This window comes from Kitasatospora sp. NPDC043949, from assembly GCF_056435365.1.
The window spans coordinates 1-23,113 of sequence record NZ_JBWKEQ010000050.1; the positions used below are offsets into that span (position 1 = coordinate 1).

Annotated in this window: 26 protein-coding genes and 1 pseudogene; 10 read left to right on the top strand and 17 right to left on the bottom strand. The window is 73.8% G+C overall.

From position 1 onward, the window contains the following. The first annotated feature begins 138 nt into the window (after positions 1 to 138). The gene (locus AC07AL_RS30780) at positions 139 to 1,047 is read left to right on the top strand and encodes an aminoglycoside phosphotransferase family protein (protein ID WP_478318984.1); all 909 of its coding nucleotides are present in this window, start codon (positions 139 to 141) and stop codon (positions 1,045 to 1,047) included. 73 nt (positions 1,048 to 1,120) lie between these two features. Here the strand turns inward: AC07AL_RS30780 and AC07AL_RS30785 are convergent, their stop codons facing one another. The 3 genes from AC07AL_RS30785 to AC07AL_RS30795 all read right to left on the bottom strand — a co-directional run bounded on the left by AC07AL_RS30785 (position 1,121) and on the right by AC07AL_RS30795 (position 2,112). Continuing rightward, on the bottom strand, positions 1,121 to 1,588 hold the full coding sequence (locus AC07AL_RS30785) for an NUDIX domain-containing protein (RefSeq protein ID WP_478318986.1): 468 nt from the start codon (positions 1,586 to 1,588) through the stop codon (positions 1,121 to 1,123). 75 nt (positions 1,589 to 1,663) lie between these two features. Continuing rightward, on the bottom strand, positions 1,664 to 1,912 hold the full coding sequence (locus tag AC07AL_RS30790) for a hypothetical protein (RefSeq protein WP_363588155.1): 249 nt from the start codon (positions 1,910 to 1,912) through the stop codon (positions 1,664 to 1,666). Between the two features lie 2 nt (positions 1,913 to 1,914). Further along, positions 1,915 to 2,112 carry a hypothetical protein gene (locus AC07AL_RS30795; protein WP_363588153.1) on the bottom strand — a complete coding sequence of 66 codons (198 nt, stop codon included), beginning with the start codon at positions 2,110 to 2,112 and terminating at the stop codon, positions 1,915 to 1,917. A 118-nt stretch (positions 2,113 to 2,230) separates the two neighbouring features. Here AC07AL_RS30795 and AC07AL_RS30800 point away from each other — a divergent pair, with 118 nt between their 5' ends. From AC07AL_RS30800 to AC07AL_RS30815, 4 genes are read left to right on the top strand one after another with little or no spacing between them, the layout of a single operon-like run. Continuing rightward, entirely contained in the window at positions 2,231 to 3,070 is an 840-nt protein-coding gene (locus AC07AL_RS30800) for a helix-turn-helix domain-containing protein (RefSeq protein WP_363588151.1), read from the top strand. Continuing rightward, positions 3,055 to 3,264 (top strand): DUF397 domain-containing protein, encoded by a 210-nt coding sequence (locus tag AC07AL_RS30805; RefSeq protein ID WP_363588149.1) that lies wholly within the window; start codon positions 3,055 to 3,057, stop codon positions 3,262 to 3,264. The genes AC07AL_RS30800 and AC07AL_RS30805 overlap by 16 nt, the downstream gene beginning before the upstream one ends. A gap of 60 nt (positions 3,265 to 3,324) precedes the next feature. Then, entirely contained in the window at positions 3,325 to 3,477 is a 153-nt protein-coding gene (locus tag AC07AL_RS30810) for a hypothetical protein (protein WP_478318989.1), read from the top strand. A 41-nt stretch (positions 3,478 to 3,518) separates the two neighbouring features. Then, positions 3,519 to 4,448, top strand: a complete 930-nt coding sequence (locus AC07AL_RS30815; RefSeq protein ID WP_478318991.1) for a phosphotransferase family protein — start codon at positions 3,519 to 3,521, stop codon at positions 4,446 to 4,448. A 178-nt stretch (positions 4,449 to 4,626) separates the two neighbouring features. On the opposite strand, the gene AC07AL_RS30820 is transcribed toward AC07AL_RS30815, so the two are convergent. The 12 genes from AC07AL_RS30820 to AC07AL_RS30875 form a co-directional block, all read right to left on the bottom strand. After that, positions 4,627 to 5,559 (bottom strand): alpha/beta fold hydrolase, encoded by a 933-nt coding sequence (locus AC07AL_RS30820; protein WP_363588143.1) that lies wholly within the window; start codon positions 5,557 to 5,559, stop codon positions 4,627 to 4,629. Continuing rightward, positions 5,556 to 6,311, bottom strand: coding sequence for a beta/alpha barrel domain-containing protein (locus AC07AL_RS30825; protein ID WP_363588141.1), 756 nt, complete (start codon positions 6,309 to 6,311; stop codon positions 5,556 to 5,558). Before AC07AL_RS30825 ends, AC07AL_RS30820 begins: the two co-directional genes overlap by 4 nt. Further along, positions 6,308 to 7,033, bottom strand: a complete 726-nt coding sequence (locus AC07AL_RS30830; protein ID WP_363588139.1) for a phosphoribosylanthranilate isomerase — start codon at positions 7,031 to 7,033, stop codon at positions 6,308 to 6,310. Before AC07AL_RS30830 ends, AC07AL_RS30825 begins: the two co-directional genes overlap by 4 nt. Beyond that, on the bottom strand, positions 7,030 to 8,175 hold the full coding sequence (locus AC07AL_RS30835; protein WP_063352981.1) for an acyl-CoA dehydrogenase family protein: 1,146 nt from the start codon (positions 8,173 to 8,175) through the stop codon (positions 7,030 to 7,032). The genes AC07AL_RS30830 and AC07AL_RS30835 overlap by 4 nt, the downstream gene beginning before the upstream one ends. 97 nt (positions 8,176 to 8,272) lie before the next feature. Further along, positions 8,273 to 8,647: an ectoine synthase gene (locus AC07AL_RS30840; protein WP_363588135.1), complete on the bottom strand. Its 375-nt coding sequence runs from the start codon at positions 8,645 to 8,647 to the stop codon at positions 8,273 to 8,275. Positions 8,648 to 8,666: 19 nt separating this feature from the next. Beyond that, positions 8,667 to 9,557: a tryptophan synthase subunit alpha gene (gene trpA, locus AC07AL_RS30845; protein WP_478318994.1), complete on the bottom strand. Its 891-nt coding sequence runs from the start codon at positions 9,555 to 9,557 to the stop codon at positions 8,667 to 8,669. Continuing rightward, positions 9,550 to 10,581 (bottom strand): hypothetical protein, encoded by a 1,032-nt coding sequence (locus AC07AL_RS30850; protein WP_363632333.1) that lies wholly within the window; start codon positions 10,579 to 10,581, stop codon positions 9,550 to 9,552. The genes trpA and AC07AL_RS30850 overlap by 8 nt, the downstream gene beginning before the upstream one ends. A 3-nt stretch (positions 10,582 to 10,584) precedes the next feature. Further along, complete coding sequence (locus AC07AL_RS30855; protein WP_063352985.1) at positions 10,585 to 10,857, bottom strand: acyl carrier protein; 273 nt, start codon at positions 10,855 to 10,857, stop codon at positions 10,585 to 10,587. A 51-nt stretch (positions 10,858 to 10,908) separates the two neighbouring features. After that, complete coding sequence (locus AC07AL_RS30860; protein ID WP_478318996.1) at positions 10,909 to 12,462, bottom strand: AMP-binding protein; 1,554 nt, start codon at positions 12,460 to 12,462, stop codon at positions 10,909 to 10,911. Between the two features lie 7 nt (positions 12,463 to 12,469). Beyond that, entirely contained in the window at positions 12,470 to 13,363 is an 894-nt protein-coding gene (locus AC07AL_RS30865; protein WP_363588127.1) for a MaoC family dehydratase, read from the bottom strand. Beyond that, positions 13,360 to 14,598: a beta-ketoacyl-[acyl-carrier-protein] synthase family protein gene (locus AC07AL_RS30870; RefSeq protein ID WP_478318997.1), complete on the bottom strand. Its 1,239-nt coding sequence runs from the start codon at positions 14,596 to 14,598 to the stop codon at positions 13,360 to 13,362. The genes AC07AL_RS30865 and AC07AL_RS30870 overlap by 4 nt, the downstream gene beginning before the upstream one ends. Before the next feature lie 56 nt (positions 14,599 to 14,654). Continuing rightward, complete coding sequence (locus AC07AL_RS30875; protein ID WP_363588123.1) at positions 14,655 to 15,866, bottom strand: aminotransferase class I/II-fold pyridoxal phosphate-dependent enzyme; 1,212 nt, start codon at positions 15,864 to 15,866, stop codon at positions 14,655 to 14,657. A 598-nt stretch (positions 15,867 to 16,464) separates the two neighbouring features. Between AC07AL_RS30875 and AC07AL_RS30880 the strand changes: the two genes are divergently transcribed. After that, complete coding sequence (locus AC07AL_RS30880; protein ID WP_363588121.1) at positions 16,465 to 17,337, top strand: AfsR/SARP family transcriptional regulator; 873 nt, start codon at positions 16,465 to 16,467, stop codon at positions 17,335 to 17,337. Between the two features lie 321 nt (positions 17,338 to 17,658). Next, complete coding sequence (locus AC07AL_RS30885) at positions 17,659 to 18,006, top strand: ArsR/SmtB family transcription factor (RefSeq protein ID WP_363588119.1); 348 nt, start codon at positions 17,659 to 17,661, stop codon at positions 18,004 to 18,006. Between the two features lie 67 nt (positions 18,007 to 18,073). On the opposite strand, the gene AC07AL_RS30890 is transcribed toward AC07AL_RS30885, so the two are convergent. Beyond that, entirely contained in the window at positions 18,074 to 19,069 is a 996-nt protein-coding gene (locus tag AC07AL_RS30890) for a zinc-dependent alcohol dehydrogenase family protein (protein WP_363632327.1), read from the bottom strand. A gap of 200 nt (positions 19,070 to 19,269) precedes the next feature. On the opposite strand from AC07AL_RS30890, the pseudogene AC07AL_RS30895 reads away from it, so the two are divergent. After that, positions 19,270 to 19,995 (top strand): annotated as a pseudogene (locus tag AC07AL_RS30895) (phosphotransferase family protein); the annotation flags it as partial. A 62-nt stretch (positions 19,996 to 20,057) separates the two neighbouring features. Here AC07AL_RS30895 and AC07AL_RS30900 read toward each other — a convergent pair. After that, positions 20,058 to 21,191, bottom strand: coding sequence for an FAD-dependent oxidoreductase (locus AC07AL_RS30900; RefSeq protein ID WP_478319000.1), 1,134 nt, complete (start codon positions 21,189 to 21,191; stop codon positions 20,058 to 20,060). Positions 21,192 to 21,732: 541 nt separating this feature from the next. Here AC07AL_RS30900 and AC07AL_RS30905 point away from each other — a divergent pair. Together AC07AL_RS30905 and AC07AL_RS30910 are read left to right on the top strand one after the other, a co-directional pair. Beyond that, entirely contained in the window at positions 21,733 to 22,200 is a 468-nt protein-coding gene (locus AC07AL_RS30905; protein WP_478319001.1) for a DUF6879 family protein, read from the top strand. Continuing rightward, positions 22,197 to 23,033 carry a helix-turn-helix domain-containing protein gene (locus AC07AL_RS30910; protein WP_400335774.1) on the top strand — a complete coding sequence of 279 codons (837 nt, stop codon included), beginning with the start codon at positions 22,197 to 22,199 and terminating at the stop codon, positions 23,031 to 23,033. Before AC07AL_RS30905 ends, AC07AL_RS30910 begins: the two co-directional genes overlap by 4 nt. Positions 23,034 to 23,113 lie beyond the last annotated feature (80 nt).

Genomic DNA, 23,113 nt, shown 5'->3' on the forward strand with positions numbered 1-23,113 from the left:
CCCCCCCCCCCCCCCCCCCCCCCCCCCCCCCCCCCCCCCCCCCCCCCCCCCCCCCCCCCCCCCCCCCCCCCCCCCCCCCCCCCCCCCCCCCGGGGAAAATCGCTGGCGGCGGTGGCGCCCGGCGTGAAGGCTCTCACCGTGGCGCTTCACGAGAACGAGGTCTTCGCGGACCAGGCGGTCGTCCGCTCCCTGCTCCGGGAGCAGCGGCCGCAATGGGCCGACCTGTCCGTCTCGCCGGCCGGCTCGGGCACGGACAACACGATGTACCGGCTCGGCGACGACCTGCTCGTGCGGCTGCCGCGCACGGCGCAGAGCGCGGACTCCGTGCGCAAGGAGTTGACCTGGCTGCCGCGGCTGGCACCGCACCTTCCGTGCCGCGTCCCGGAGCCGGTGCACGCCGGGGCCCCGAGCGCCGTGTTCCCGCTCGCCTGGTCGGTGTACCGCTGGATCGACGGCGAGGAGCCCGGCCCGGGGTCGGTCACCGACTGGCCCGCCTTCGGGGCCGACCTGGCGGCGGTCGTCAAGGGCCTGCACTGCGTCCCGCTCATGGGGGCCGTCCGCCACGGCGCGCTCCACTGGTACCGCGGGGGCGACCTGCGCGACAGCGACGAGTCGATCACCGCATGCTTCGAGAAGTGCCGGACGATCCCGGGCCTGGACCTCGACATCGAGCACCTGCTGCACCTGTGGCGCAGCGCGCTCGACCTGCCCGGGCCGTCCGGGCGCCAGGTGTGGCTGCACGGCGACCTGAAACCCTCCAACCTGCTGGTCCGGCAGGGCGGGCTGCACGCGGTCATCGACTTCGGATGCCTGTCGGTCGGCTTTCCCGACGCCGAGCACGCCACGGTGTGGGACCTTCCGTCCCCGGCCCGCCAGGCGTACTGGGACGCCCTCGGCCTCGACGACGTGACGTGGCTGCGGGCCCGGGCGTGGGCGGTCGGCGTCGGGGTCGGCGGGCTGTCGTACTACTGGGGCACCTATCCCGGTTTCGTCGGCGAATGCCTGGCGCGGCTGTCCGCGATCCTGGAGGCCGCCGGCGCGCGGTGAGCCGTCCCGGCCGGTCGGGACGGGTTCACCGCGCGCGTCGGTCGCCGACTCGGATGCGCCGGGACGGCGGCCCTCAGGTCGCGCGCTGTCCGTGGAGGAGGACGGGCAGCGCGCGGCCCGCCAACGCCTCGCTGACGCGGGCGGCTTGGGAGGGCGCCATGACGTCGGGGAGCCGGCGGACGGGGACGAAGCGGGCGCCGAACAGGCCGCTGCGGTGCTGCGGCGGGACGGTGAGGCGGACGTCGTCGCGTACGGTGCCGCCGTCGAAGACCAGGTTGAGGCGCTCCAGGTGGCGGTCGGCCGGGGTGAAGTCGACCGCGAGGACGTCGGCGAGACGCAGGTTGAGCCCTGTCTCCGCGTGCAGGTTGCGGGCGGCGGCGAGGTGCGGGGGCTCGTTGGGCTGGGCGGCGCCGCCGGGCAGGATCAGGCCGTCCATGTAGTCCGGGTCGACGAGGAGGACGTCGCCGCGCGGGTTGCGGACGAGGACGAGGCAGCCGAGCCGGCACACCGGCGGCTTGGCGAGCAAGCGGGGGTCTTGCATCGGGCGGTTCACCTTCTGAGGGCGGCGAGGAGCAGGAGGGAGAAGCCGGCCCACCAGAGCAGGCGGGCGAGGAGTTCAGTCGTCATGCGCCAGGCGCTCGTAGCGCAGCCCCTTGCGGAGCAGGTCGACGACCCGCAGGAGTGCGGACGGGCGGGCGCAGCCGAGGCTGATCAGGTAGCAGCCCGTCCTGCGGCCGTGCTCCCAGTCGACTTCGACGGACGGCAACGTGACGCCGCCCAGGGCGAGGACGGTGGTCAGGTCGTCGAGGACGTCGGCCGCCTGGCGCCGCTGGTCGGCGGTCGCGCGGGAGAGCATCGAGGACACGCTCACTCCCCCGGCCGCTTGTGGACCTCGAAGACGCGCCAGGCACCCCAGGCCTCGGAGAAGGAGCCGAACCCGCTGAGCTCACCGTCCGGTTGGCGCAGCCAATCCCCGGTGAGCTCGTGCCGGACCCGGTAGAGGCGGGTCTCGGTGTCCCAGCGCACGCCGTAGCCGTGGAGGCGGGGGACTTGGGCATCAGCCATGGGAATAACCTTCCGCAATCAGTGTTTCACGTTCTGTGCACATGGTGGCCCCGCACCACCTAGCATCGGAAGCGATATACGACTTGCTGTCAGAGCAGCCGTGAGTTGGGGAAGTTCCATGAACAAGAAGAGCATCGACCCGACCTCGTCCCCGTGGGCCGCCTTCGGAGTTCAACTCCGCAGGTCACGCGAAGCAGTTGGGCTCACCCAGGTCCAGCTGGCGAAGAAGGTCGGGTGCACCGCATCGCACCTGTCCTACGTCGAACTTGCGCACCGGCCGCCGAGCCTGCAGCTGGCGGAGCTGGCCGACCAGGAGCTCAAGACCGGCGGCACGCTCGTACTGATGTACTGGCAGCTCAAGCACACGACGTTGTTGGAGGGCTTCCCGGAGTACGCCAACTACGAGGCCCGCGCGGAGCAGATCAAGCTCTTCGAGATCAACGTCATCCCTGGACTCCTACAGACTCCCGCGTACGCAACCGCGATTGAGTCGGGATATGTGAGGCAGGGCGCCGCACTCCCAGAACAGGCCGATGAACGTATCAACTTCCGGCTTGCCCGACAGCACATCCTGGAACGGACTCCACCTCCGGTCCTGCACGCGGTGCTGGACGAGAGCTGCCTGAGGCGACTCGTCGGCGGCCGGGACGTCATGATCGAGCAACTGCTCCACCTTGAACAGTTGGCTGATCGGCCCAACGTGGTCATTCAGGTGGCGCCGTACTCTCTGGGCGAGAACCGGCCGTTCACTCGCGTGGTGCAACTCCTTACCATGCCGAACCGCAAAATTCTCAGCTACGGCGAGATCGAGCAACGCGGTTACATCGAACGGGATATCCAGTCAGTTTCGGCGCTGGCCAGGAGCTACGATCGCCTTGTGGTCGAGGCCCTGAACCAGGCCGACTCACTTTCGATGATCCGCGTGGTACGGAGGGATCTGGAATGGACGTCAATCTGACTGACGCTCGCTGGCGAAAGAGTTCGTACAGCGGCGGCAATGGAGGAACCTGCGTGGAGGTCGCTGACGGATTTACCGGCGTGATGCCGGTCCGCGACTCCAAAGACCCTTTCGGCCCGGCCCTCCTCTTCCCCTCCCCCGCCTGGCAGGCCTTCGTCACCGCCGTCCGCACCGGCGAATTCGACGCCCGGTAGCAGCAACTCCCGGGCCCCGCCGCCCCGACCCAGGGCGGCGGGGCATCTCAGGATGGGACGATGGCACTGACCAGACGCCTACTGCGCCACGGCCAGTTCATCTCCCGCGAGGAACTGACCGAACGCATCGACGACTTCGTCCTGGACTACGACGAACACGCCGCCAAGCCCGACCGCTGGACCTACGACGGCTCCCCGCTCAAAGCCGCATGAACCCCCGAAGGATCAACGCGGCGCTGCACTAGCATGCGTGGGTGAACCTTTCGCATCTCGGCGTGCCGATCGGGCCGATGATCCGCGTCCACGGCGGGTTCGCCAACCGGATGTACCGGCTCGACACCGACCAAGGGTCGTTCGCGGTCAAGGAGTTGAACCTCGCCGACCGCCGCTGGGCCTATCGCGCCGAGGACGTGTTCAGGTTTGAGCGGGCGGCCTTCGCCGCCGGCATCCCGATGCCGGAGCCGATCTCGGCCGGCCACCACACGCTCGTTCACCGATGGGTCGCGGGAGAGAAGGTGCCGGAAGCGCCGGTGTCGGCGGCGTACGCGTTCGAGATCGGCGGGATCCTCGCGCGCATCCACGCGCTCGACGTCGCGTGGACCCACGTGTCGGTCGAGGAACCGACGTCACGGGACTGGCCCGAGCTCGCCGCGCGGGCGGCGGCGACCGGACAGCCGTGGGCCGACGAACTCGCCTCTCACGTCGAGACGTTCCTCGCGATCGCCCACTTCGTCGACACCTGCGAACGGCCGGGCCCCGTCGTGCTGACCCACAGGGACATCCAACCGTGGAACCTGCTCGCCCGGGAGGGCCGGCCGGTGGTGCTCGACTGGGAGCTCTCGGGAACGCTCGACCTGTCCGGCGAGCTCGGCTCGACCGCGCTCAGCCTCGCGAAGGGACCGGGCTTCGACCACATCGAGCCCGCCGTCTTCCGCTCGGTCCTCGACGGCTATGTCGCGGGGGGCGGCATGCTGCCGCCGCCAGGTCCGAGCTGGTTCGTGTTCATGATCGGCGGCTGGCTGGGGCACACGAGGTGGAACATTCTGCGGTGCCTCGCCGGTGTCGAGGCGAGCACCGGCCCCGACCTCGCGCTCTCCCACGAGTCCGTGCGCAACGGCGTGCGCGGCCTCCCCGACCTGTTCGGCCGGCTTCCGGAGCTCGAAGCGCTGCTCGTGTGGCAGTGACCCGCGCCTGTGCTCGGCATGCGGTGTGAGGCGCGCTCCCGATTCCGCCCGGGGCCGTTGCCGGTGACCTGCACCTGCACCGACGCGGACGTGCCGACACCCGTCTCCGGGCCCGGGGAGGCGGCGGGGAGGCTGCCGGGGGGCATCTGGCCGAGGAAGTCGTTGACGTCCCGCCCGGTCAGCCGGCGGCGGCCAGGAGCGGCTCGGGGGCGGCTGCGGCGGGCTGGGGCCGGGGGCGGGTGAGGCACTCGTCGGTGAAGGCGAGGGCGCGCAGGTGGTAGGGGCGGGCGGCGTGGCCCAGGGAGAGGTTGTGGCCGGCGCGGTGGGCGGTGACGAGGTGGGCCAGGCCCGGGGGGAAGGCGGCGGTGAGGGCGGTGCGGTGGGAGGGCTCCAGGCGCCACCAGGCCTCGTGGTCGGCGAGGGTGAGGCGCACCGGCACGCGTACGCGGGCAGCCAGGGCGCTGTAGCGGGCGGGCCAGGTGGCCAGTTCGCGGGATTCGAGGGCGGGGACGGGGGTGAGCAGGGTGCGGGCGGCGTGGAAGGTGCCGGGCGGGTAGAGGTTGAGGGGGCCCCAGTTGAGGCGGCCGCCGCCGGCGAGGTCGTCGGGCCGCTCCCACGCGCCGGGGGCGTAGTGCTGGGCGAGGCCGGAGATGTCGGCGCCGAGCAGGGGCAGGCGGGGGTCGGCGGGCCAGTGGGCGGCGAGGTGGAGGGCGATCTTGCCGCCGAAGGAGTGGGCGAGGAGTTGGACGCCGGCGCCGACGGGGTGGGCGCGGGCGTAGTCGGTGAGGGCGGCGTGCAGGGTGGCGGCCTGGTCGGCGATGAGCTGGCCGTCGGGCAGGCGGTGGGCGGAGGCGCCGTGGCCGGGGCGGTCCAGGGCCAGGACGGTGTAGCCGAGGTCGGCGGCCAGGGTGAGCAGGCTGGTGTCGGGGTGGGCGGGGCCGGCGAAGTAGGCGGCGCGCATGCCGCGGCCGTGGATGGCGAGGAGGACGGCTTTGGGGGCGCGGTCCTGGGGTTCGGCGACGAGCGCGGAGACGGGGATGCCGCCGGCGTCCAGGACGAGGGAGCGGGTGGCGAGCCGGGGGTTGGGCCGCGGGTTCGGGCGGGGGTTCATAGGGCGGCCCCGGCGCGGACGGCTCCGGCGCGGGCGGTGGTGGCGGCCCTGTCAGCGGCTCCGGCGCGGGCGGTGTCGAGGTCGGTGAGCCAGCCGGTGAGGTCGCTCTGGCGCATCAGGGTGGTGCCGATGAGCAGTCCGGCGTAGCCGGCGTCCAGGAGGCGGGCGGCGTCGGCGGGTTCGGTGATGGCGGAGGCGGAGACGGGGGCGCGGGTGCCGGTGGCGTGCAGGGCGGGCAGCAGGCGCAGGCTGCGTCCGAGGTCGCCGCGGTCGCGTTCGCGGGTGCGGATGTCCTTGTTGTTGACGGCGATGACGCAGTGTTCGGGCTGGGGCAGGTGGGCGAGTTCGTGTTCGCCGGTGATCTCGACGAACGGGGTCAGGCCCAGGGCGAGGGCGGTGGTGACCAGGCGGTGCAGGGAGGTGGCGGGCAGCAGGGCGGCGGTGAGCAGGACGGCGGAGGCGCCGAGGGCGGCGGCGGCCTCCAGTTGGGCGGGGCGGGTGAGGAAGTCCTTCTGGAGGACGGGCAGGTCGGTGGCGGCGGTGACCTCGCGCAGCAGGCGGGGGGTGCCGCCGAACCAGCGGCCGGTGACCACGGACAGGCAGGGCGCGCCGGCCTGTTCGTAGCGGGTGACGAGGTCGGTGACGGTGCGCGGGCCCAGCAGGTCGGTGCCGTGCGGGTCGCGGAGTTTGACCTCCATGATCAGGGGGCGGCTCGCGGCCAGCAGGGCGTCGAGGAACCGCGGGGCGCTCATACGTAGGCCTCCTTGGGGCGGGGGTGCCAGGCGTGGGCGAGGGCGGTGACGGCTTCGTGGGTGAAGTCGCCGGCCCGGTTGCGGGCGGCGGTGTCGATGTCGGCGCCGGCGTACAGGGGGTGGTCGGTGACGGTGCGGTAGGTGTCGCGGTTGGCGGCGTTCAGGCCGCCGGCGAGGAGGAAGGGGATGGTGAGGCGGGGCAGCAGGGTGTGGACGTCGGCGGGGGCCAGGGGGTGGCCGGTGGAGCCGACGCGGCCGTCGTCGGTGACGGTGTCCAGCAGGAACAGGTCGCAGCCGGCGCGTTCGAAGGCGCCGATGAAGGGGCGTTCCAGGCAGCGGCCGCGGGAGAGGTGGAGGACTTTGACGAGGACGGCGTAGGGCAGGCGGTGGCGCAGTTCGGTGACGAGGGCGGGGCTCTGGTAGGCGTGGAGCTGGATCCAGCGGATGCCGGTGGCGCGGGCGAGGCGGGCGAGTTGGTCGGCGTCGTCGAGGAAGGTGACCAGGACGGGTTCCAGGCCCAGGCGGATGGCGGTGGCGGCGAGGTGGGCGAGGTGCTGTTCGGAGAGTTCGGCGGGGCCGCCGGGCACGCCGTGCCACAGGCCCACCAGGGTGGGGCCGGATTCGGCGAGGAGGGTGAGGTCGGCGCGGGTGCGGGCCCCGCACACCTTGAGGTGGCGGGGCCGCGCGGGCGGCAGCGGGCGGGGCGGGGCGGGGGCGGTCATTTGCCGAGTCCGAGCATGGCGGCGATGCGGTTGTACTGGATCTCGTTGCTGCCGGAGTAGATGGTGCCGGCGACGGCGTTGCGCACGTCCTTCTCCAGCCCGTACTCGGACATGTAGCCGTTGCCGCCGAAGACCTGGACGGCGGCCAGCGAGGTGGCGAGGTTGGATTCGCTGGTGAGGAGTTTGGCGATCGCCATGTCGACGGTGACGTTCTCGCCGGCCTCCAGGCGCTGGGCCGTGTCGTAGAGCCACTTGCGGGCGGTCTCCAGGCGGATCTTGGTGTCGACGATCTTGTTGGCGACCGACTGGTAGGAGCCGATGGGCTTGCCGAAGGACATGCGGGTCTTGGCGTAGTCGAGGCAGCGGGCCAGGCGGTGCTGCATCTCGCCGGTGTTGACGATGAAGGAGTAGAGGATCTCGCGTTTCATGACGTGGTCCAGGACGAGGAAGCCGCCGCCGACGCGGCCCAGGACCCGGGAGGCGGGCACCTTGACGTCGTCGAGGTAGACCTCGGACAGCGGCGAGGTGCGCAGGCCCATCTTCTTGATGGGGTTTCCGGTGCTGATGCCGGGCATGTCGCGGTCCAGGAGGAACGCGGTGACGCCGAGCGCCCCGCCCTGGGGGTGGGTGCGGGCGTAGACGACGATGACGTCGGCGACGGGGCCGTTGCTGACGAAGGTCTTGGCACCGTTGAGGACGAAGTGGTCGCCGTCGCGGATCGCGCGGGTGCGCATCTGCATGGCGTCCGAGCCGCCCTCGGACTCGGTGATGGCGTGGGCGCCGATGGCCTCGCCGGAGGCGATGCGCGGCAGGTAGGCCTCTTTGAGGGCGGGTGAGCCGAAGGCCTGGAGGGGGACGCCGGTGGAGGCGAGGGAGGTGGTGACGGAGAAGTTGAGGCCGCCGTCGCGGCAGGTCTGGCCCAGGCCCTCCAGGACGTACATGGTGGTGAGCAGGGACTGGCCCAGCCCGCCGTAGCGTTCCTCGAAGGGCAGGGACAGGATGCCGGTCTTCTGGACGAGGCGCCACTTGTCGTGGGAGAAGGCGGCCTGTTCGTCGCCTTCGATGTGGCCGGCGCTCAGGTCGTCGCCGAAGCGGGCCAGGCCCTCGCGCAGGGCGTGCTGGTCGGCGTTCCAGCGGATCATGGACGTGCCGCCTTCCTCCCGGGCCCGCGTGCGGGGCCCGGGGTGGCAGGCCGGCGCGCGGGGCGCCGGCGCGTGACTCGAAGGGGAGGGTCTTCGCCTAGTAGGCGGAGGAGGAGGAGGCGTCGAGCTGGTGGACCTCGTCGCCGCGCAGGGCCGGGGAGAAGACGCAGACCAGGCGCAGGTCCTCGTGGGGGCTGGCGACCAGGTAGTGGGCGTCGTGCTGGTCGAGGGCGTAGAGGCGGCCGGGGGTGATGGGGTGGGAGGTGCCGTCCATGGCGATGACCTCGCCGGAGCCGGCGATGCAGTAGCACGCCTCCAGGTGGTTGCGGTACTCCAGGCGGGACTTGGTACCGGCGTTGACGATGGTGTCGGTGAGGGTGTAGCCGAGGTTGTCGCCGGCCACCAGGAAGCGGCGGGACAGGCCGTTGCCCCACTCGACGGTCTGGACGTCGTCAATGTCGCGGATCAGCATGCTGGTTCTGCCTTTCGTGTCAGCGGGCGGGGGTGGTGGTGCCGGGGGTGGTGCGCGTGCCGGTGGTGCTGGTGCTGGTGGTGCGTCCGGCCGTGGCGGGCTGGGGTGGCCCGGGCGGGCGGAGGTCGTGGAGGAGGGCGCGCAGCGCCTGTGCGGCGTCGCGGCCCTCGGTGAGGGCGGTCTCGATGCGGGCGACGGCGGCGGAGCCGACGATCGCGGCGTCGGCTCCGGCGGCGGCGACCGCGTCCAGGTCGGCGGCGCTTTTGACGCCGAAGCCGATGGCGACCGGGGTGGCGGGGGCGGCGGCGCGCAGGGCGGCGACGGTGGCGGCCAGGGTGTGGTGGCCTTGCGCGGGGGTGGTGCCGGAGCGGCCGTAGTGGGCGACGAGGTAGACGTAGGCGCCGTGGGCGTCGCGGGCGGCGGCGGTGAGGACCTCGGGGGTGGAGGTCGGGTAGCAGGTGGCGACCTGCGGCAGGGCCGCCTCGCGCAGGGCCTGGCGCCAGGCGGGGCGCAGGCGGGGCGGCAGGGCGTGGACGAGCAGGGCGTCGGCGCCGGCCTGGGCGATGGCGCGGGCGCAGGTGGCGGGGTCGGCGGCGCGCAGGCTGTGGCTCCAGTCGGCGAGCAGTGCGATCTTCAGGTTCTTCAACTGGGGCCGCAGGGTGGCGAGTTCGTCCAGGACGGTGTCCAGGGTGGTGCCGGCGGCCAGGGCCCGGTCGGCGGAGCGGCGGATGACGGGGCCGTCGGTGGGCGAGTTGGGGAAGGGGACGGCGAGTTCGAGGACGTCGACGCCTTCCTCGTCCAGGACGAGGGCCAGGTCGGTCAGGCGGGCGGGCGGGTCTCCGGCGTTGAGGAACAGGGCCAGGTGCGGGCGGCCGTCGGCGCGGGCGGCGAAGAACGTGGTGTCAGGCATGGGCGGGGGCCTTGTGGTCGGTGCGCAGGCGGGTGGCCAGGGCGCGGGGGGCGCCGTCGGCCAGGGCGTCCAGGGCGGCGGTGTGGGCGGTGTGCCAGTGGGTGTGGCGGCCCGAGGCGAGGGCGAGGGCGGCGGCGTTGAGGGCGATGGTGTGGGTGGCGGTGGGGCCGGCGCGGCCGGCGAGGGCTTGCAGGAAGTGGCCGGTGAGGTCCTCGGGGTGGGGGGCGAGGTCGGCCAGGGTGCCGTCGGCGGGGGCGATGGAGCCGGCGGGCAGGTGGATGGTGGTGTCGGGGGTGTGCAGGGTGTTGTCGGCGAAGGGCAGGAGTTCGTCGGCGCCGGCGGTGTTGGTGGCCAGCCACACGGCGCGTCCGGGGGTGCGGGGGGCGAGGTGGCGCAGGGCGGGCAGGTCGGTGGCGGCGCTGGCGCCGGTGAGCTGGGCGGTGACGGGCACGGTGGCGAGCAGCGGGCCGAGGGTGTTGAGGAGGCGGCCGAAGGGTTTGAGGGTGAGTGGGAACAGGAGGCGGGCCAGGCGGGTGAGGGCGGGCGGGTAGACGTGGGGGCCGGCGAAGGCGATGCCGTGGCGGGCGAGGTGGTCGGCGGTGGCGGTGTGGGAGGAGGTGAGGGTGATGCCCAGGCGCTCCAGCAGGTCGATGGAGCCGGCGCTGCTGGTGTAGGCGCGGGAGCCGGTCTTGACGACGGGCACGCCCATGGCGGCGGCGGTCAGGGCGGCGGCGGTGGAGAGGTTGAAGGTGGCCGGGCCGCCGCCGGTGCCGACGATGTTGACGCTGGCGGGGTGGGCGGGGCCGGGGTGGGGGCTGCGTTCGGTCAGGGAGGTGGTGAAGGCGGCGAGGGTGTCGGGGGCGGGCAGGCGGGTGGTGAGGGCGGCCAGCAGGGCCGCGGCCTGGGCCCGGTCGCTGTCGCGGGCCGGGCCCGGGGTGCGCTGCTCCAGCTGGTCCCACCACGAGCGCCAGGTGTCCAGGTCGACGTCGTGCCCGGCGAGCAGGGCGGTGAGGGCCGGGTGCACGGGTCAGCCGCCTGCCACGGCGCTGGCCGGGACGGCGCGGCGCTGGGTGATGAAGGCGTCGATGGCGGTGACGGAGCGGAAGTTGTTGGGGTCGAGGTCGGTGTCGTCGACGGGCAGGGCGAAGTGGTCCTCGACCCAGGCGATGAGCTTGAGGACGCCCAGGCTGTCGATGACGCCGTCGGAGAGCAGGTCGTGGTCGTCGGCGAGTTGCTCGGGGGTGACGTCGGGCAGGAACTCCTCGATGAGGAACCGCTTGATCTGGGCGATGTTGCTCATGGCTCGCAACTCCCTTGGGTGTATTGGGGTTTGGTGGGTGTGGTGGTGTGGTCAGGCGGTGGGCAGGACGGCCTTGCGGTCGACCTTGCCGGTGGCGGTCTTGGGCAGCGGGGCGTCGTGGATGGCCAGGCGTTCGGGCACGGCGGCGCGCGGCAGGTTGCGGGCCAGGTGCTCGCGCAGGGTGAGGCTGTTGAGGGCGGAGCCGGCGGCGCGCTGGACGGCGGCGTGCAGGCGTTTGCCGGTCAGCGGGTCCGGGGCTGCGGCGACGGCGGCCTCGCGGACCTCGGGGTGGGCGAGCAGGACGCGTTCGACCTCGGCGGTGTTGACGGCGACGCCGCGGACCTTGACCTGGAAGTCGGCGCGTCCGGTCAGGTGCAGGCGGCCGTGTTCGTCGCGGACGGCCAGGTCCCCGGTGCGGAACCAGCGCCGTCCGGGCCCGGCGCCCTCGGGCTGGGTGGTGAAGCGTCCGGCGTCGCGGGAGCGGTCCAGGTAGCCGGCGGCCTGGAAGGGTGTGGAGACGTACAGTTCACCGCGGCCGGGGCCGGTGACGGGGGTGCCGTCGGGGGCGGCGAGCAGGGTGCGCACCCCGGGCAGGGGGGTGCCGATGGGCACCGGCAGGGCGGCGGTGGCGTCCAGGCGGTCCAGGCGGTGCAGGAAGCTGTCGTTGGTCTCGGTGCAGCCGTAGATGTTGTAGAGCGCGGCGCCGGGCAGCAGGGCGGGCAGTGCGGCCAGGGTGCGGGCGTCGATGGCGTCGCCGGTGAACGCGGCGTGCTCGACGCTGTCCAGCACCGCCGGGCCTGCCGTCTGGGCGGCGGCCTGGGCGAGGAGGGCGTAGGCGAGGGGGACGGCCTGGAGGACGTGCGGGCGGTGGCGGGTGAGCTGGGCGAGCAGGTGGCGGGCGTTGAGCGCGTGGGCGGGGTCGATGAGCAGGACGGTGCCGCCGGCGGCGAGGGTGGCCCACACGTCCAGCAGGCACAGGTCGAAGTTGAGGGGGGCGTAGTTGGCGACGACGCGGCCGGGCCCGAGGTCGAAGGTGTCGTGGGCCCAGGCGGTGAAGCGGTCGACGGCGGCCTGCGCGAGGGGGACGATCTTGGGCAGGTCGGTGGAGCCGGAGGTGGTGAGCAGGAAGGAGGTGCCGGCGGCGAGGGTGGGCACGGGGGCGGGGCGGGCCAGGGCGGGCAGGGCGGGGGTGTCCTGGCCGAGGGGGGCGAGCAGGTGGCGGGCGCCGGCCTGGGCGAACAGGGCCGCGAGCAGGGCGGGGGCCAGCTGCGGGGAGGGCAGCAGGAAGGGGCGGCGCTCGATCAGGCAGGCCAGGACGAGGGCGATCTGCTCGGGGGACTTGGCGGCGGGCAGGCCCACCGGTTCGCCGGGGGCGAGGTCCAGCGTGTGCAGGCGCAGCCGTTCGCGTTCGGCGGTTTCGGCGAGTTCGCGGTAGGTGACGGCGCGTTCGTGCCACAGGAGGGCGACGGCGTCGGGCCGGGTGCGGGCGTGGGCGGTGAACGCGTCGGGCAGCGACAGCGGCGGCGGGGCCTGCACGGCGGGCGCGGCGGGTGTGGTGGGCGCGGTGGGCGCGGTGGGCGCGGTGGGTTCGGCGGGTGTGGTCATCGGGGTCTCACTCCCCCGCCGGGGTGAGGGCGGCCCAGCCGGCCTTGACGGCGGTGCCGTCCTGGGTGGCGACGGTGAAGCGCACCACCGTGCCCCGGTCGTAGGGCTGCAGGGTCAGGCGCAGCGGGGTGCCGGGGGTGGCGGGGGCGGCGAAGCGGGCGCCCAGGGCGGTGAGGCGGGTGGGGTCGCCGTCGGCGTGGCGGTCGGTGATCTCCTCGGTGGCGAGGGCGACCAGGTGCATGCCGTGGGCGATGGCGGCGGGGAATCCGGCGGCGCGGGCGGCGTCGTCGTCGAGGTGCAGGGGGTTGAGGTCGCCGGCGGCGTGGGCGTAGGCGGTGACGTCGGCGGGGGTGAGGGTGTGGGTGAGGGTGAGGGGTTCGGTGTCGGGGGTGGTGCCGGGGTGGGCGGCGGGGGTGAGGGTGCCGAAGGGTTCGATGGCGGTGGCGCCGACCAGCAGGGCGGAGGTGGTCAGGCGGGCCAGGGTGCGGGTGCCGTCGGTGAGGTGGGTGGTGAGGGCCAGGCGGGTGCCGCGGGCTTCGCGGCGGGCGGCGGTGACGGTGACGTCGATGTCGACGTGGGTGCCGGCGGTGAGGGGGTGGTGGGTGTGGATCTCCTGGGCGAGGTGGACCACGCCGGTGAAGCCGGTATCGCCCGTGGTCAGGGTGGTGACGGTGTGCTGGGCGAGGGTGTGGGCGAGGACGAAGGGGTGGGCGGGGGCGGCGGCGGTGTCCGGGGCGGGGGGCAGGCCGGTGCGGGCGGCGGTGCGGTAGGCGGCCAGGGCGTCGGCGGTCACGGTGGTGCGGGTGCGGGCGGTGCGGTGGGCGGGCGTCGTCGCGGGCCCGGTCGCGGTCGCGGGTGTGGTCGCGGGTGTGGTCGCGGTCGCGGGTGTGGTCGTGGTCATAGCGGGGTCACCACCAGGGTCGAGTTGTGGCCGCCGAAGCCGAACGAGTTGGACAGGGCCGCGCCGGGGCGGATGGGGCGGGCGGTGCCGTGGACGACGTCGAGGTCCAGGCCCTGTTCGGTGTGCTCGTGGTTGGCGGTGGGAGGGGCGAGGCGGCTGTTCATGGCCTGCACGGCGGCGATCAGCTCGACGGCGCCGGCGGCGCCGATGAGGTGGCCGATGGAGCCCTTGGTGGAGGTGACGGGCACGCCGTGCGGGCCGAAGACGGTGCGCAGCGCGGCGGCTTCGGCGCGGTCGTTGTGCACGGTGGAGGTGCCGTGGGCGTTGACGTGGGCGATGTCGGCGGGGGTGAGGCCGGCGTCGGTGAGGGCGGCGCGCATGGCGGCGACGGCGCCGGCGCCGTCGGGGCGGGGGTTGGAGAGGTGGTAGGCGTCGGCGCTGGAGCCGTAGCCGGCGAGGAGGGCGTAGGGGGTGCGGTGGCGGGCGCGGGCGTCGGCGAGGCGTTCGAGGACGAGGAAGCCGGCGCCTTCGCCCATGACGAAGCCGTCGCGGTCGGTGTCGAAGGGGCGGCTGGCGCGGGTGGGGTCGTCGTTGCGCTGGGAGTGGGCGCCGAGGTTGCCGAACGCGGCGAGGGTGACGGGGGTGAGGGTGGCTTCGCAGCCGCCGGCGATGACGATGTCGGCGCGGCCGGTTTCCAGGAGGAGGGCGGCGTGGCCGATGGCGTCGGCGCTGGAGGCGCAGGTGGTGGCGATGGTCAGGGCGGGGCCGGTCCAGGCCAGGCGCATGGCGATCTGGGCGGCGGCGGCGTTGGGCATGGTGACCAGGGGCATCAGGGGGCTGACGCGCAGGGGTCCGGCGGTGGTGAAGAGGGCGGATTCGCGGTCGCTGGTGGTGCGTCCGCCGACGGCGTTGCCGACGACGATGGCGCTGCGGCCGGGGTCGGGTTCGGGGGCGCCGGCGTCCTGGTGGGCGGCGAGGGCGGCGAGGGTGCCGTAGTGGGCGAAGGGGTCGAGGCGGCGGGCGTCCTTGGCGGGGACGGGGCCGTTGTCGGGCAGGTCGGTGACGCGGCAGCCCAGGCGGACCCGGTGGCGGGCCAGGGCGGGGTCGGTGAGGGCGGTGGCGGTGGGGGTGCCGGTGCTGACGGTGCGCCAGAACGCGGCCGGAGTGTGGCCGGCGGGGCTGACGACGCCCAGGCCGGTGACGGCGATGGGGGGCCGGGTGGGGCGGGCTGCCATGGTCTTGTCCTTTCCGGGCGTTGGGGGCCGGGCCTTCCTTGGTGGCGCCGTCCTGGTCAGATGAGGCCGGTCTGGGCGGCGGCGGTCAGGAAGGCGTCGGCGGCGAAGTCGATGTCGGCGGCGGTGTGGCGGGCGGTGACGGCGATCCGCAGCCGGGCCAGGTCGTTGGGCACGGCGGGGGTGACGACGGGCAGGCCGATGACGCCGGCCTTGCGGCAGGCGGTGGCGTAGTCGTAGGCGGCGTCGTCGGAGCCGGCGATGACGGGCAGGACGGCGGTGGCGGAGTCCATGGTGGAGATGCCGGCGTCGTTGAGGCGCCGGCGCAGGCGCTGGGCCTGGACCTGGATGTGGGTGACGCGTTCGGGTTCGCGGCGCAGGATCCGCAGGGACTCCAGGGCGGCGCCGGTCTGGGCGGGGCCGAGGGCGGCGGAGAACAGGAACGGGCGGGCGGCGTAGCGCAGGTGGCCGATCAGTTCGTGGCTGCCGGCGACCCAGCCGCCCATGGAGGGGATGGCCTTGGAGAGGGTGCCGAGTTTGATGTCGACGCGGTGGCGGTAGCCGAAGTGCTCCTCGATGCCGCCGCCGGTTTCTCCGATGACGCCCAGGGCGTGGGCCTCGTCGACCATCAGGAGGGCGTCGTGGGCGTCGCAGACCGCGCGCAGTTCGGGCAGCGGGGCGATGTCGCCGTCCATGGAGTAGACGCTGTCGACGATGACCAGGCGCACGCCGGTCGGGGAGGCGGCCTTGAGGCGGCGTTCGAGGTGGTCGACGTCGTTGTGGCGGAAGCGGGTGACGGTGGCGCCGGAGAGGCGGCAGCCGTCGACGATGCTGGCGTGGTCGTACTTGTCGATCAGGACGGTGTCGCCCTGGCCGACCAGGGCGCCGACGGTGCCGACGTTGGCGGCGTAGCCGGAGCCGAAGACCTGGGCGCGTTCGCGGCGGGCGAAGCGGGCGACCTCGGCTTCCAGTTCCTCGTGCAGCGGGATGGTGCCGGCCAGGGCGCGCACGCCGTGGTTGCCGGTGCCGTAGACGTCGACGGCGGCCTTGGCGGCGGCCACCACGCGTTCGTCGCCGGCCAGGCCCAGGTAGCTGTAGCCGGACATCATGAGCAGGCGCTCGCCGTCCAGGTCGCAGTAGGCGCTGTCGCGTTCCATGGTGTAGGCGACGAAGCTGTTGCGGCGTGAGGGGTCGGACTCCAGCGCGGCCACGCGGTCCAGGGTGGCGGCGAGCTTCGGCTCCAGGCGGTCCCATGCTCCGGTGGCGTTCACGTGCGGGTCTCCTTCTCGGCGGGGCGCGGCGGGCGCGCGGCGGTTTTGCCGTGCGGTTTGCCGTCGGTTTGCCGCCGGTTGTCCGTCGGCTGGTCGGCGGTTCGTCGTCGGCTTGTTCCGGATTGTTTTCGGTATTTCCCGGCGCGGGGGCGGATGGTGGTGCTGGGGTTTCCTCCCGGGATAGTCCCGGGGCTTTTACGGGTGGTGCCCGGCGCAGGGGGTGGGGTGGTGTTTCTCGAAGCCTTCACGCGGGGTGCTCAAGGATGACTACATTTCTACGGCAGGATGCGCAAGGCGTCCGCAATAGCCGCGTTCCCGGCCTGCGGTAACGCTCTGACGTGCAGAAACCCTGCGTCCACGACGCATGGACCGGCTGGTGGGTATGTTTTGTCGACCAGTGTTGACACCGCGTGATGCGCCGAATGTATGGTCGAAATCCGCCGAAACCGAACGGCTGGTCGGCGGAATTTCCGGTCCAGGTTTCCCACGCCGTCGGCCCGGCGTCACGGGCCGTCGGCTCCGCTTTGGCTCAAGGGGGTTGGAGCACGTTGAACGGCTTCCGGGAAGACAGTCCGTACGGCAGATCGGGGGAATTCTCATGCTGATCCGCCTGACAGGACTTGTGACGATCGAGCACGACCACGGCGCCCCGCAGCACCTGTCCAGCGCCCAGGCCCAGGTGGCATTCGCCCGCCTGGTCCTGGAGCGCTCCGCCGGCACCAGCCGCGACCAGCTGGCCGACACCATCTGGCCCGACGGCCTGCCCGACACCTGGGCCTCCGCGCTGCGCAGCGTGGTCTCGCGGGTGCGGGCCTTCGTCGCCGCCCCCGGCCAGGGCCCGGGCGCCACCCCGCTGATCGCCCAGGGCGGGCGCTACGTCCTGCGGCTGCCCGCGGACGCGGCGGTGGACCTGGAGGCCGCCGCCAGCGCGGTCGGGGAGGCCGGGGAGGCGTACGCGGCCCGCTCCTACGCGGTGGCGCAGCAGCTGGCCGCGGGTGCGATCGCCAATCTGCGCGGCGCGTTCCTGCCCGACCACGAGGGCGAGTGGGCGGGCGGGGTGCGCGAGCACGTGGAGGAGCTGCGGATGTCCGCGCTGGAGACGGCGAGCCTGTCGGCCTCGGCGCTGGGCGAGGAGCACCACGCGCTGCGCTGGGCCGACGAGGCGGTGCGCCGCGCCCCGTTCCGCGAGAGCGCCTACCGCTGCCGGATGGAGGCGCTGGCCGCGGCCGGCAACCGGGCCGAGGCGCTGCGCTGTTACCAGCAGCTGCGCCAGGTGCTGGCGGAGGAGCTGGGCATCGACCCGGCCGCCGAGACCCAGGAGCTCTACCTGGCGCTGCTGCGCTCCCCCGCTCCCGTCGCGCCCGCTGCGGCGGCGGTGCGGCCGGTGGACCCGGTGCTGATGGGGATCTTCGAGCCGCTGGCCCTGGCCCGGCTGGCGCGCCCGGCCGGGCCGCCGGTGCGCGCGGCCTGACGGGACTGTCGGTGCGCGCGGCCTGGCGGGATCGGCGGTGCGCGCGGTTCGACGGCCTGTCGGTGAGCGCGCGGCTTGACGGCCTGTCGTCGTGGCGGGCGGCCCCCGGCTTCGGGGGGCCGCCCGCCCGCGCGCGTACGGGGGCGGGCGGGGGCGCGGGGGTCGCGGGCGCGCCGGGGCGGGCGCGCGCGTGTTGCGGAGGTGTTGCGGTGGGCGTGGCGCACGGCGCGCTCGTAGTAGCGTCGAGGCGCGAAGTCGCGCACGCCGCGCGGCTTTTACCGAACCGGGACGGGGGTCGAGCGTTGGGAAGGGGTGGTGGGTGTGGGACGGGCACGCGTGGCGGCGCGGGTGATCGTGCACCCTGGTGTGGAGGACCTCAGCGTCCAGCAGGTGTTGGAGGCACTCGCGGACCCTGCCCGCAGATCGGTGGTGCGCCGGCTGGCCCACGCGGGCGCCGCGCTGAGCTGCGGCTCCTTTGACCTTCCGGTCTCCCGCTCCACCTCGACGCACCACTTCAACGTGCTGCGCCAGGCCGGACTGCTGCACCAGTACTACGTCGGCACCACCAAGATGAACTCGCTGCGCGCCGAGGAGTTGGAGGGCCGTTTCCCGGGCCTGCTGTCGGCGGTGGTCGCCGCCGCCGACGCCGAGGCCCGCGCGGCGCCCTGACGGCCGGCCCGCTCGCGGCCGGCGGCCGCGGGGCGGGCCGGTTCCGGAAGGCTCGGCCCCGGCGGGGTCAGTTCTGGACGGTGAGGACGATCTTGCCGACCTGGGTACCGGCCTCCAGGTAGCGGTGGGCCTCGGCGATCCGGTCGAGGCCCTCGAAGACCCGGTCGACGGCGGGGGTGAAGGAGCCGTCCGCGAGCCCGGCGGTGACGAAGGCCTGTGCGCGGCGCAGCCGTTCGTCGTCGCGGGTCACCTCGTGCATGGAGTAGAAGCGGCTGGTGACGGGGGCGAAGGTGTCCTGGCCGGGCAGGGGGGTGTCGCGGGGGTCGAGGCGGCCGTAGACGATCAGGCGTCCGCCGGGGGCGATGGTGCGGGCGAGGGTGAGGACGCCGGGGCCGGCGACGGGGTCGAAGACGGTGCGCACGCCGGTGCCGGCGGTGATGGCGTCCACGCGGGCCACCAGGTCCTCCTCGCCGGTGATGACGACGTCGGCGGCGCCGGCGTCCAGGAGTTGCTGCTTCTTGGCGCGGGTGCGGGTGGTGGCGATGGGGACGGCGCCCAGGCGGCGGGCGGTGCGGATGGCGGCCAGGCCGGTGCCGGAGGCGGCGGCGGTGAGCAGGACGTGGTCGCCGGGGCGCAGGTGGCCGTCCTCGGCGAGGGCGCCGTAGGCGGTCAGGTAGGGCATCCACACGGCCGTGCCCTGGACGTCGGTGAGGCCGGCCGGGTGGTGGACGACGGCGCGGGCGGGCACGAGGGCGTGGGTGCGGTAGACGCCGTAGTCGTTCTGGGAGAAGGCCGGGACGGTGTCGACCCGGTCGCCGGCGGCGAAGCCGGTGACGCCCTCGCCGAGGGCTTCCACGGTGCCGGCGGCCTCGTAGCCGGGGGTGGCGGGCAGCCTGGGCTCGTCGAGGTAGGCGCCGGCGCGGAAGAGGGCCTCGGCGCGGTTGAGGCCGATCGCGGTGACGCGGATGAGCAGTTCGCCGGGACCGGGCACGGGTACGGCGGCGGCTCGCACGGTCAGGACCTCCGGTCCTCCGGTGCGGTCGAAGACGACGGTCCTGGACATGGCGTAACTCCCCTGCTGCGGCGGGCCGGTGGCGGTGCGGCGTGCGGTGCGGCGTGCGGTGCGGCCACTTACGTAACCCGGTGCGCGGGAAACTGTCAAACTTCGACTGCTCTCGGAATAGGGGGCGGTCGGCGGGCGTTGCCGGTGAGTTGACCCTGCGTCAGACCCGCGTCAGACCAGCGTCAGACCCGGGGCCGCGCGTGCTGCGGCTGCTCGCGGACGGCGGCGTGCCGGCGGCGCGGCTGCACGCCCTGGACGCGGCGGGCGAGTTCTGCGACCACCCGTCGCTGGTGATGTCGCTGCTGCCGGGCGGCGTGCGGGTGGCGCAGGACGGCGACGTGGAGCGCCGCGCGGACCTGCTGGCCGGTCAGCTGGCCGCCGTGCACGCGCTCGCGGTGGCGCCGGGCGAGCGCCCCCGCGCCTTCGAGGCGTGGACGGCCCCGGAGCGGGTGCGGGTGCCCGGGGCCACGGCGCGTCCCGGGGTGTGGCGGCGGGCGGTGGACGTGATCCGCCGCGAGGTGCCCGCGTACCGGCCGTGCTTCCTGCACCGCGACTTCCACCCCGGCAACGTGCTGTTCACCGGGCAGGGCCCCGAGCTGGCCGTCAGCGGGGTCGTGGACTGGGTGGAGACCTCCTGGGGCCCGGCCGACCTGGACGTGGCCCACTGCTCCACCGCCCTGGCCCTGCTGCACGGCGTGGACACCGGCCTGGACTTCGCCGCCCGCTACCTGGCGGCCGGCGGCACGCTGGAGGCGGACCGGGGCGCGCACCTGTACTGGCGGCTGCTGGACGCGCTGGCGTTCGCGCCGGACGCGGAGAAGGTCGCCGTGCCGTGGCGGGAGCTGGGGCGCGGCGACCTGACGCCGGCCCTGCTGGGCCGGCGCCTGGAGGACTACCTGGAGGCGCTGCTCGACCGGTACGCCTGAGCGCCGCCCGCCGCCGGCTCCCCGGCTCCCGGCTCCCGGCTCCCGGCTTCCCGGTGGGCGGTTCAGGAGGCCGGACCGCCGTCGAGGAAGGCGGCGATCAGGGCGTGGGGGGTGTCGTCGCCGTTGAGGAGCTCGTGCATGTGCGCGCCCTCGGAGGCGGCCTCGGCGCCGCGCGGGAACATGGCCCGCTCGTACGCGGCGAGGGCGGCCTCGGTGTCGCCGGGGTGCGCGGCCAGGGCCTGGCCGAGTTCGGCGCCGTCGAGCATGGCGAGGTTGGCGCCCTCGCCGTTGGGGGCCGCGAGGTGGGCGGCGTCGCCCAGCAGGGTCACCCCCGGCACCCGGTCCCACCGGTGGCCGATCGGCAGGGTGTAGTGGGGGCGCAGGAGCGGCGCGGTGTCGCCGTCGGTGATCAGCGCGGTGAGCTCCGGTGCCCAGCCGTCGAACTGTGCCGCGATGCGGGCGCGTGCCTCACCGGGGTCGGTGAAGTCGATGTCGGCGAACCATTCCTGCGTCCTGGTGAGCATCACGTAGGTGTGCAGGGTGTCGCCGCTCTCCCGGTGGGCGAAGATCTCCGCGCCCGGCGAGGGCGCCATCATCGACCCGCCGCCGACCGCCTTCGCGGCGGCGAAGTGGCGGGTGTCGGCGTCGAACAGGTAGGTCTCGACGCACGACGTGCCGGTGTACTGGGGGGTGGCGGCGGACAACAGCGGCCGCACCCGTGACCACGCGCCGTCCGCGCCGACCAGCAGGCCGGTGGCGGCGGTGGTGCCGTCGGCGAACGCCACCTCGTGGCGGCCGGCGCCCAGGGCGCGGACGCCGGCGGCCTTTCGGCCCCACCGGACGGTGCCGGCCGGGAGCGAGTCGAGCAGCATCTGCCGCAGTTCGGCGCGCTGCACCTCGGGGCGCCCGCCCGTGCCGTCGTCGGCCTTGTCGAGCAGGACGCTCCCGTCCCGGTCGAGGATCCGCATCGCCTGGCGGCCCTCCAGGACGAGGGCTTCGAACTCCTCCGTCAGGCCGGCCGCCCGAACGGCGAGCTGGCCGTTGTAGTCGTGGATGTCGAGCATCCCGCCCTGCGCACGCGCCGCCGGCGAGGCCTCCGCCTCGTAGACGGTGGCCGCGACGCCGTGCAGGTGCAGGACCCGGGCCAGGGTCAGCCCGCCGAGTCCGGCGCCGATGATCGTGATGTCGGTGGTCATGGTGGTTCCCTGTCTGTCGCGCGCCTGCCGGATGGGCACCCGGCCTGTCCCCGGAAAGCTCCCAGGGCCCACCGGCACGCCGCTGACAGGCCACCGGCACCCGGCTCACACCCCCGGCATCCGGCCGTCACCGCGCCCGCGTCGGATCGTCAGGAGAATCATCGAGAATCGCCCCTTCCGGAGCGCCGGTTGAGGCCGATCATGGGAGGACCTTCCCCTCTGCCGTCGAGAGGAACAGCTATGGCAAGGCGGCTGCGTGTCATCGGTAGCACCTCGGGTGTCGGCGACTGCCCGACGCTGTACGAGGACGTGGACACCGGCGAGGTGGCCGTGCAGGGGTACGCCGTGACGGACCCCGAGGACGTGGCGCAACTCATGCACGTGAAGGACGATGAGGGCTTCGTAGTCGTGCCCCGCGAACTGCTGGTGCGGTTCGCTCCGAAGGAGTCGACGCCGGTGCCGGAGTTCGTACCGCAGCAGCGGATCACCGAGTTCATCAACGACGGGTTCGAGCACACCGCGTGGCGGTTGGAGACAGCGGTTGGAGACAAGGGCGGGATACCTCTCCGACAAGCAGACGCCCTCCTACGCCGAGTTCCTTCGGACGGGGGACAGCGCCGGGGAGGTCGGGCACCCCTGGTTCGAGAACGTGCGCCGCATGGTCGGCAAGGGCAAGAGGTTCGAGCGGGTGCGTCTGGTGGACGATCCGCCGACCGAGGGGCAGCGGTACCTGCTGGCGTGCGCCCGGACCAACGTGGCGGCCGGTGAGGACATCCGGTGCATGTGGCGCTCGGAGGCCGAGGCGGCCGGGCTGGCCGGGCTGACGGACTTCTGGCTCTCCGACTCCCGCACGGTCGCGCGCTTCCACTTCGAGGGGGAGCGCACCGTGGGAATGGAGTTGGTCACCGACCCGCTGGAAGTCCTCCGGGCCTGCCAGGTGCGTGATGCCGCCTGGCACCACGCGAGGCCCTACGCGCGGTTCCGGGCTCAGGTACCTTCCGGCATGTGAGCACCGACTATCAGCAGGCACGGTCTGCTCTTGGTGCCCGGATGCGTGAACTGCGCACCGAGTGCGGGTTGTCCGGACGCGCCTTGGCCGTGCGGCTGGGCTGGCCCCAGTCCAAGGTCAGCAAGCTGGAGAACGGCAGGCAGTCGCCCACCAGGGCCGATGTGGTCGCCTGGGCCGAGGCCGTCGGCCGGCCCGACGCCGCCGCCGAACTGGTGGGCCGGCTGCGGACGGTGGAGACCCAGTACCGGTCGTGGCGGCGCCAACTCGCCGGCGGTGTCCGGCCGGTACAGGAGGCGCACGCCGCGCAGGGGAAGAAGACTGGCGACCGTCGGTCATTCGACCCGACCCTGGTTCCCGGCCTGCTCCAGACCGCCGAGTACGCGCGAGCGGTCCTCACCCGGTACACCAGGGTCCATCCGTCGATCCGCGACGTCGAGGCCGCGGCGGTGACCCGCATGGAACGCCAGAGGGTTCTCAACGACCGGTCGCGGTCGTTCCACTTCCTGGTGTGGGAAGGCGCCCTTGTCTCCCGGCTCTGCCCGCCGGCCGTACTGGCGGACCAGCTGGAGTGCCTGGCCCCCTGGCTGGCACGTGGGAACGTCCGGCTCGGGATCGTGCCGTTCGATGCCGATCTCAGAGTGCCCGCGGGAGTCGGATTCTCCATCCACGACGGCGCGTTGGTCATCACCGAGTCCTGGCACGCGGAGATGTGGTTGGACGATCCGGCAGACGTCGCGCTTCACGTCCGGGCGTGGGAGGCCCTGGCGGAGAGCGCCGTCTACGGCCCGTCAGCCCATCGGGTGATTTCCCGGGCCCGCCGGTCGCTGCTGTGAGAATCACCGGGAATCACCTCCGCCCGGTTCCTGCCGCCGCCCCTGCCTTCGTGGTGACGGAACCCCATCGGTCAAGGGAG

Excerpts from the sequence above, each read along its gene's own strand:
- AC07AL_RS30785 (WP_478318986.1), bottom strand. The coding sequence starts at position 1,588 with ATGCAAGACCCCCGCTTGCTCGCCAAGCCGCCGGTGTGCCGGCTCGGC.
- AC07AL_RS30795 (WP_363588153.1), bottom strand. The coding sequence starts at position 2,112 with ATGGCTGATGCCCAAGTCCCCCGCCTCCACGGCTACGGCGTGCGCTGG.
- AC07AL_RS30800 (WP_363588151.1), top strand. The coding sequence starts at position 2,231 with ATGAACAAGAAGAGCATCGACCCGACCTCGTCCCCGTGGGCCGCCTTC.
- AC07AL_RS30805 (WP_363588149.1), top strand. The coding sequence starts at position 3,055 with ATGGACGTCAATCTGACTGACGCTCGCTGGCGAAAGAGTTCGTACAGC.
- AC07AL_RS30810 (WP_478318989.1), top strand. The coding sequence starts at position 3,325 with ATGGCACTGACCAGACGCCTACTGCGCCACGGCCAGTTCATCTCCCGC.
- AC07AL_RS30820 (WP_363588143.1), bottom strand. The coding sequence starts at position 5,559 with ATGAACCCCCGCCCGAACCCGCGGCCCAACCCCCGGCTCGCCACCCGC.
- AC07AL_RS30825 (WP_363588141.1), bottom strand. The coding sequence starts at position 6,311 with ATGAGCGCCCCGCGGTTCCTCGACGCCCTGCTGGCCGCGAGCCGCCCC.
- AC07AL_RS30830 (WP_363588139.1), bottom strand. The coding sequence starts at position 7,033 with ATGACCGCCCCCGCCCCGCCCCGCCCGCTGCCGCCCGCGCGGCCCCGC.
- AC07AL_RS30835 (WP_063352981.1), bottom strand. The coding sequence starts at position 8,175 with ATGATCCGCTGGAACGCCGACCAGCACGCCCTGCGCGAGGGCCTGGCC.
- AC07AL_RS30840 (WP_363588135.1), bottom strand. The coding sequence starts at position 8,647 with ATGCTGATCCGCGACATTGACGACGTCCAGACCGTCGAGTGGGGCAAC.
- trpA (WP_478318994.1), bottom strand. The coding sequence starts at position 9,557 with ATGCCTGACACCACGTTCTTCGCCGCCCGCGCCGACGGCCGCCCGCAC.
- AC07AL_RS30855 (WP_063352985.1), bottom strand. The coding sequence starts at position 10,857 with ATGAGCAACATCGCCCAGATCAAGCGGTTCCTCATCGAGGAGTTCCTG.
- AC07AL_RS30860 (WP_478318996.1), bottom strand. The coding sequence starts at position 12,462 with ATGACCACACCCGCCGAACCCACCGCGCCCACCGCGCCCACCGCGCCC.
- AC07AL_RS30865 (WP_363588127.1), bottom strand. The coding sequence starts at position 13,363 with ATGACCACGACCACACCCGCGACCGCGACCACACCCGCGACCACACCC.
- AC07AL_RS30870 (WP_478318997.1), bottom strand. The coding sequence starts at position 14,598 with ATGGCAGCCCGCCCCACCCGGCCCCCCATCGCCGTCACCGGCCTGGGC.
- AC07AL_RS30880 (WP_363588121.1), top strand. The coding sequence starts at position 16,465 with ATGCTGATCCGCCTGACAGGACTTGTGACGATCGAGCACGACCACGGC.
- AC07AL_RS30890 (WP_363632327.1), bottom strand. The coding sequence starts at position 19,069 with ATGTCCAGGACCGTCGTCTTCGACCGCACCGGAGGACCGGAGGTCCTG.
- AC07AL_RS30900 (WP_478319000.1), bottom strand. The coding sequence starts at position 21,191 with ATGACCACCGACATCACGATCATCGGCGCCGGACTCGGCGGGCTGACC.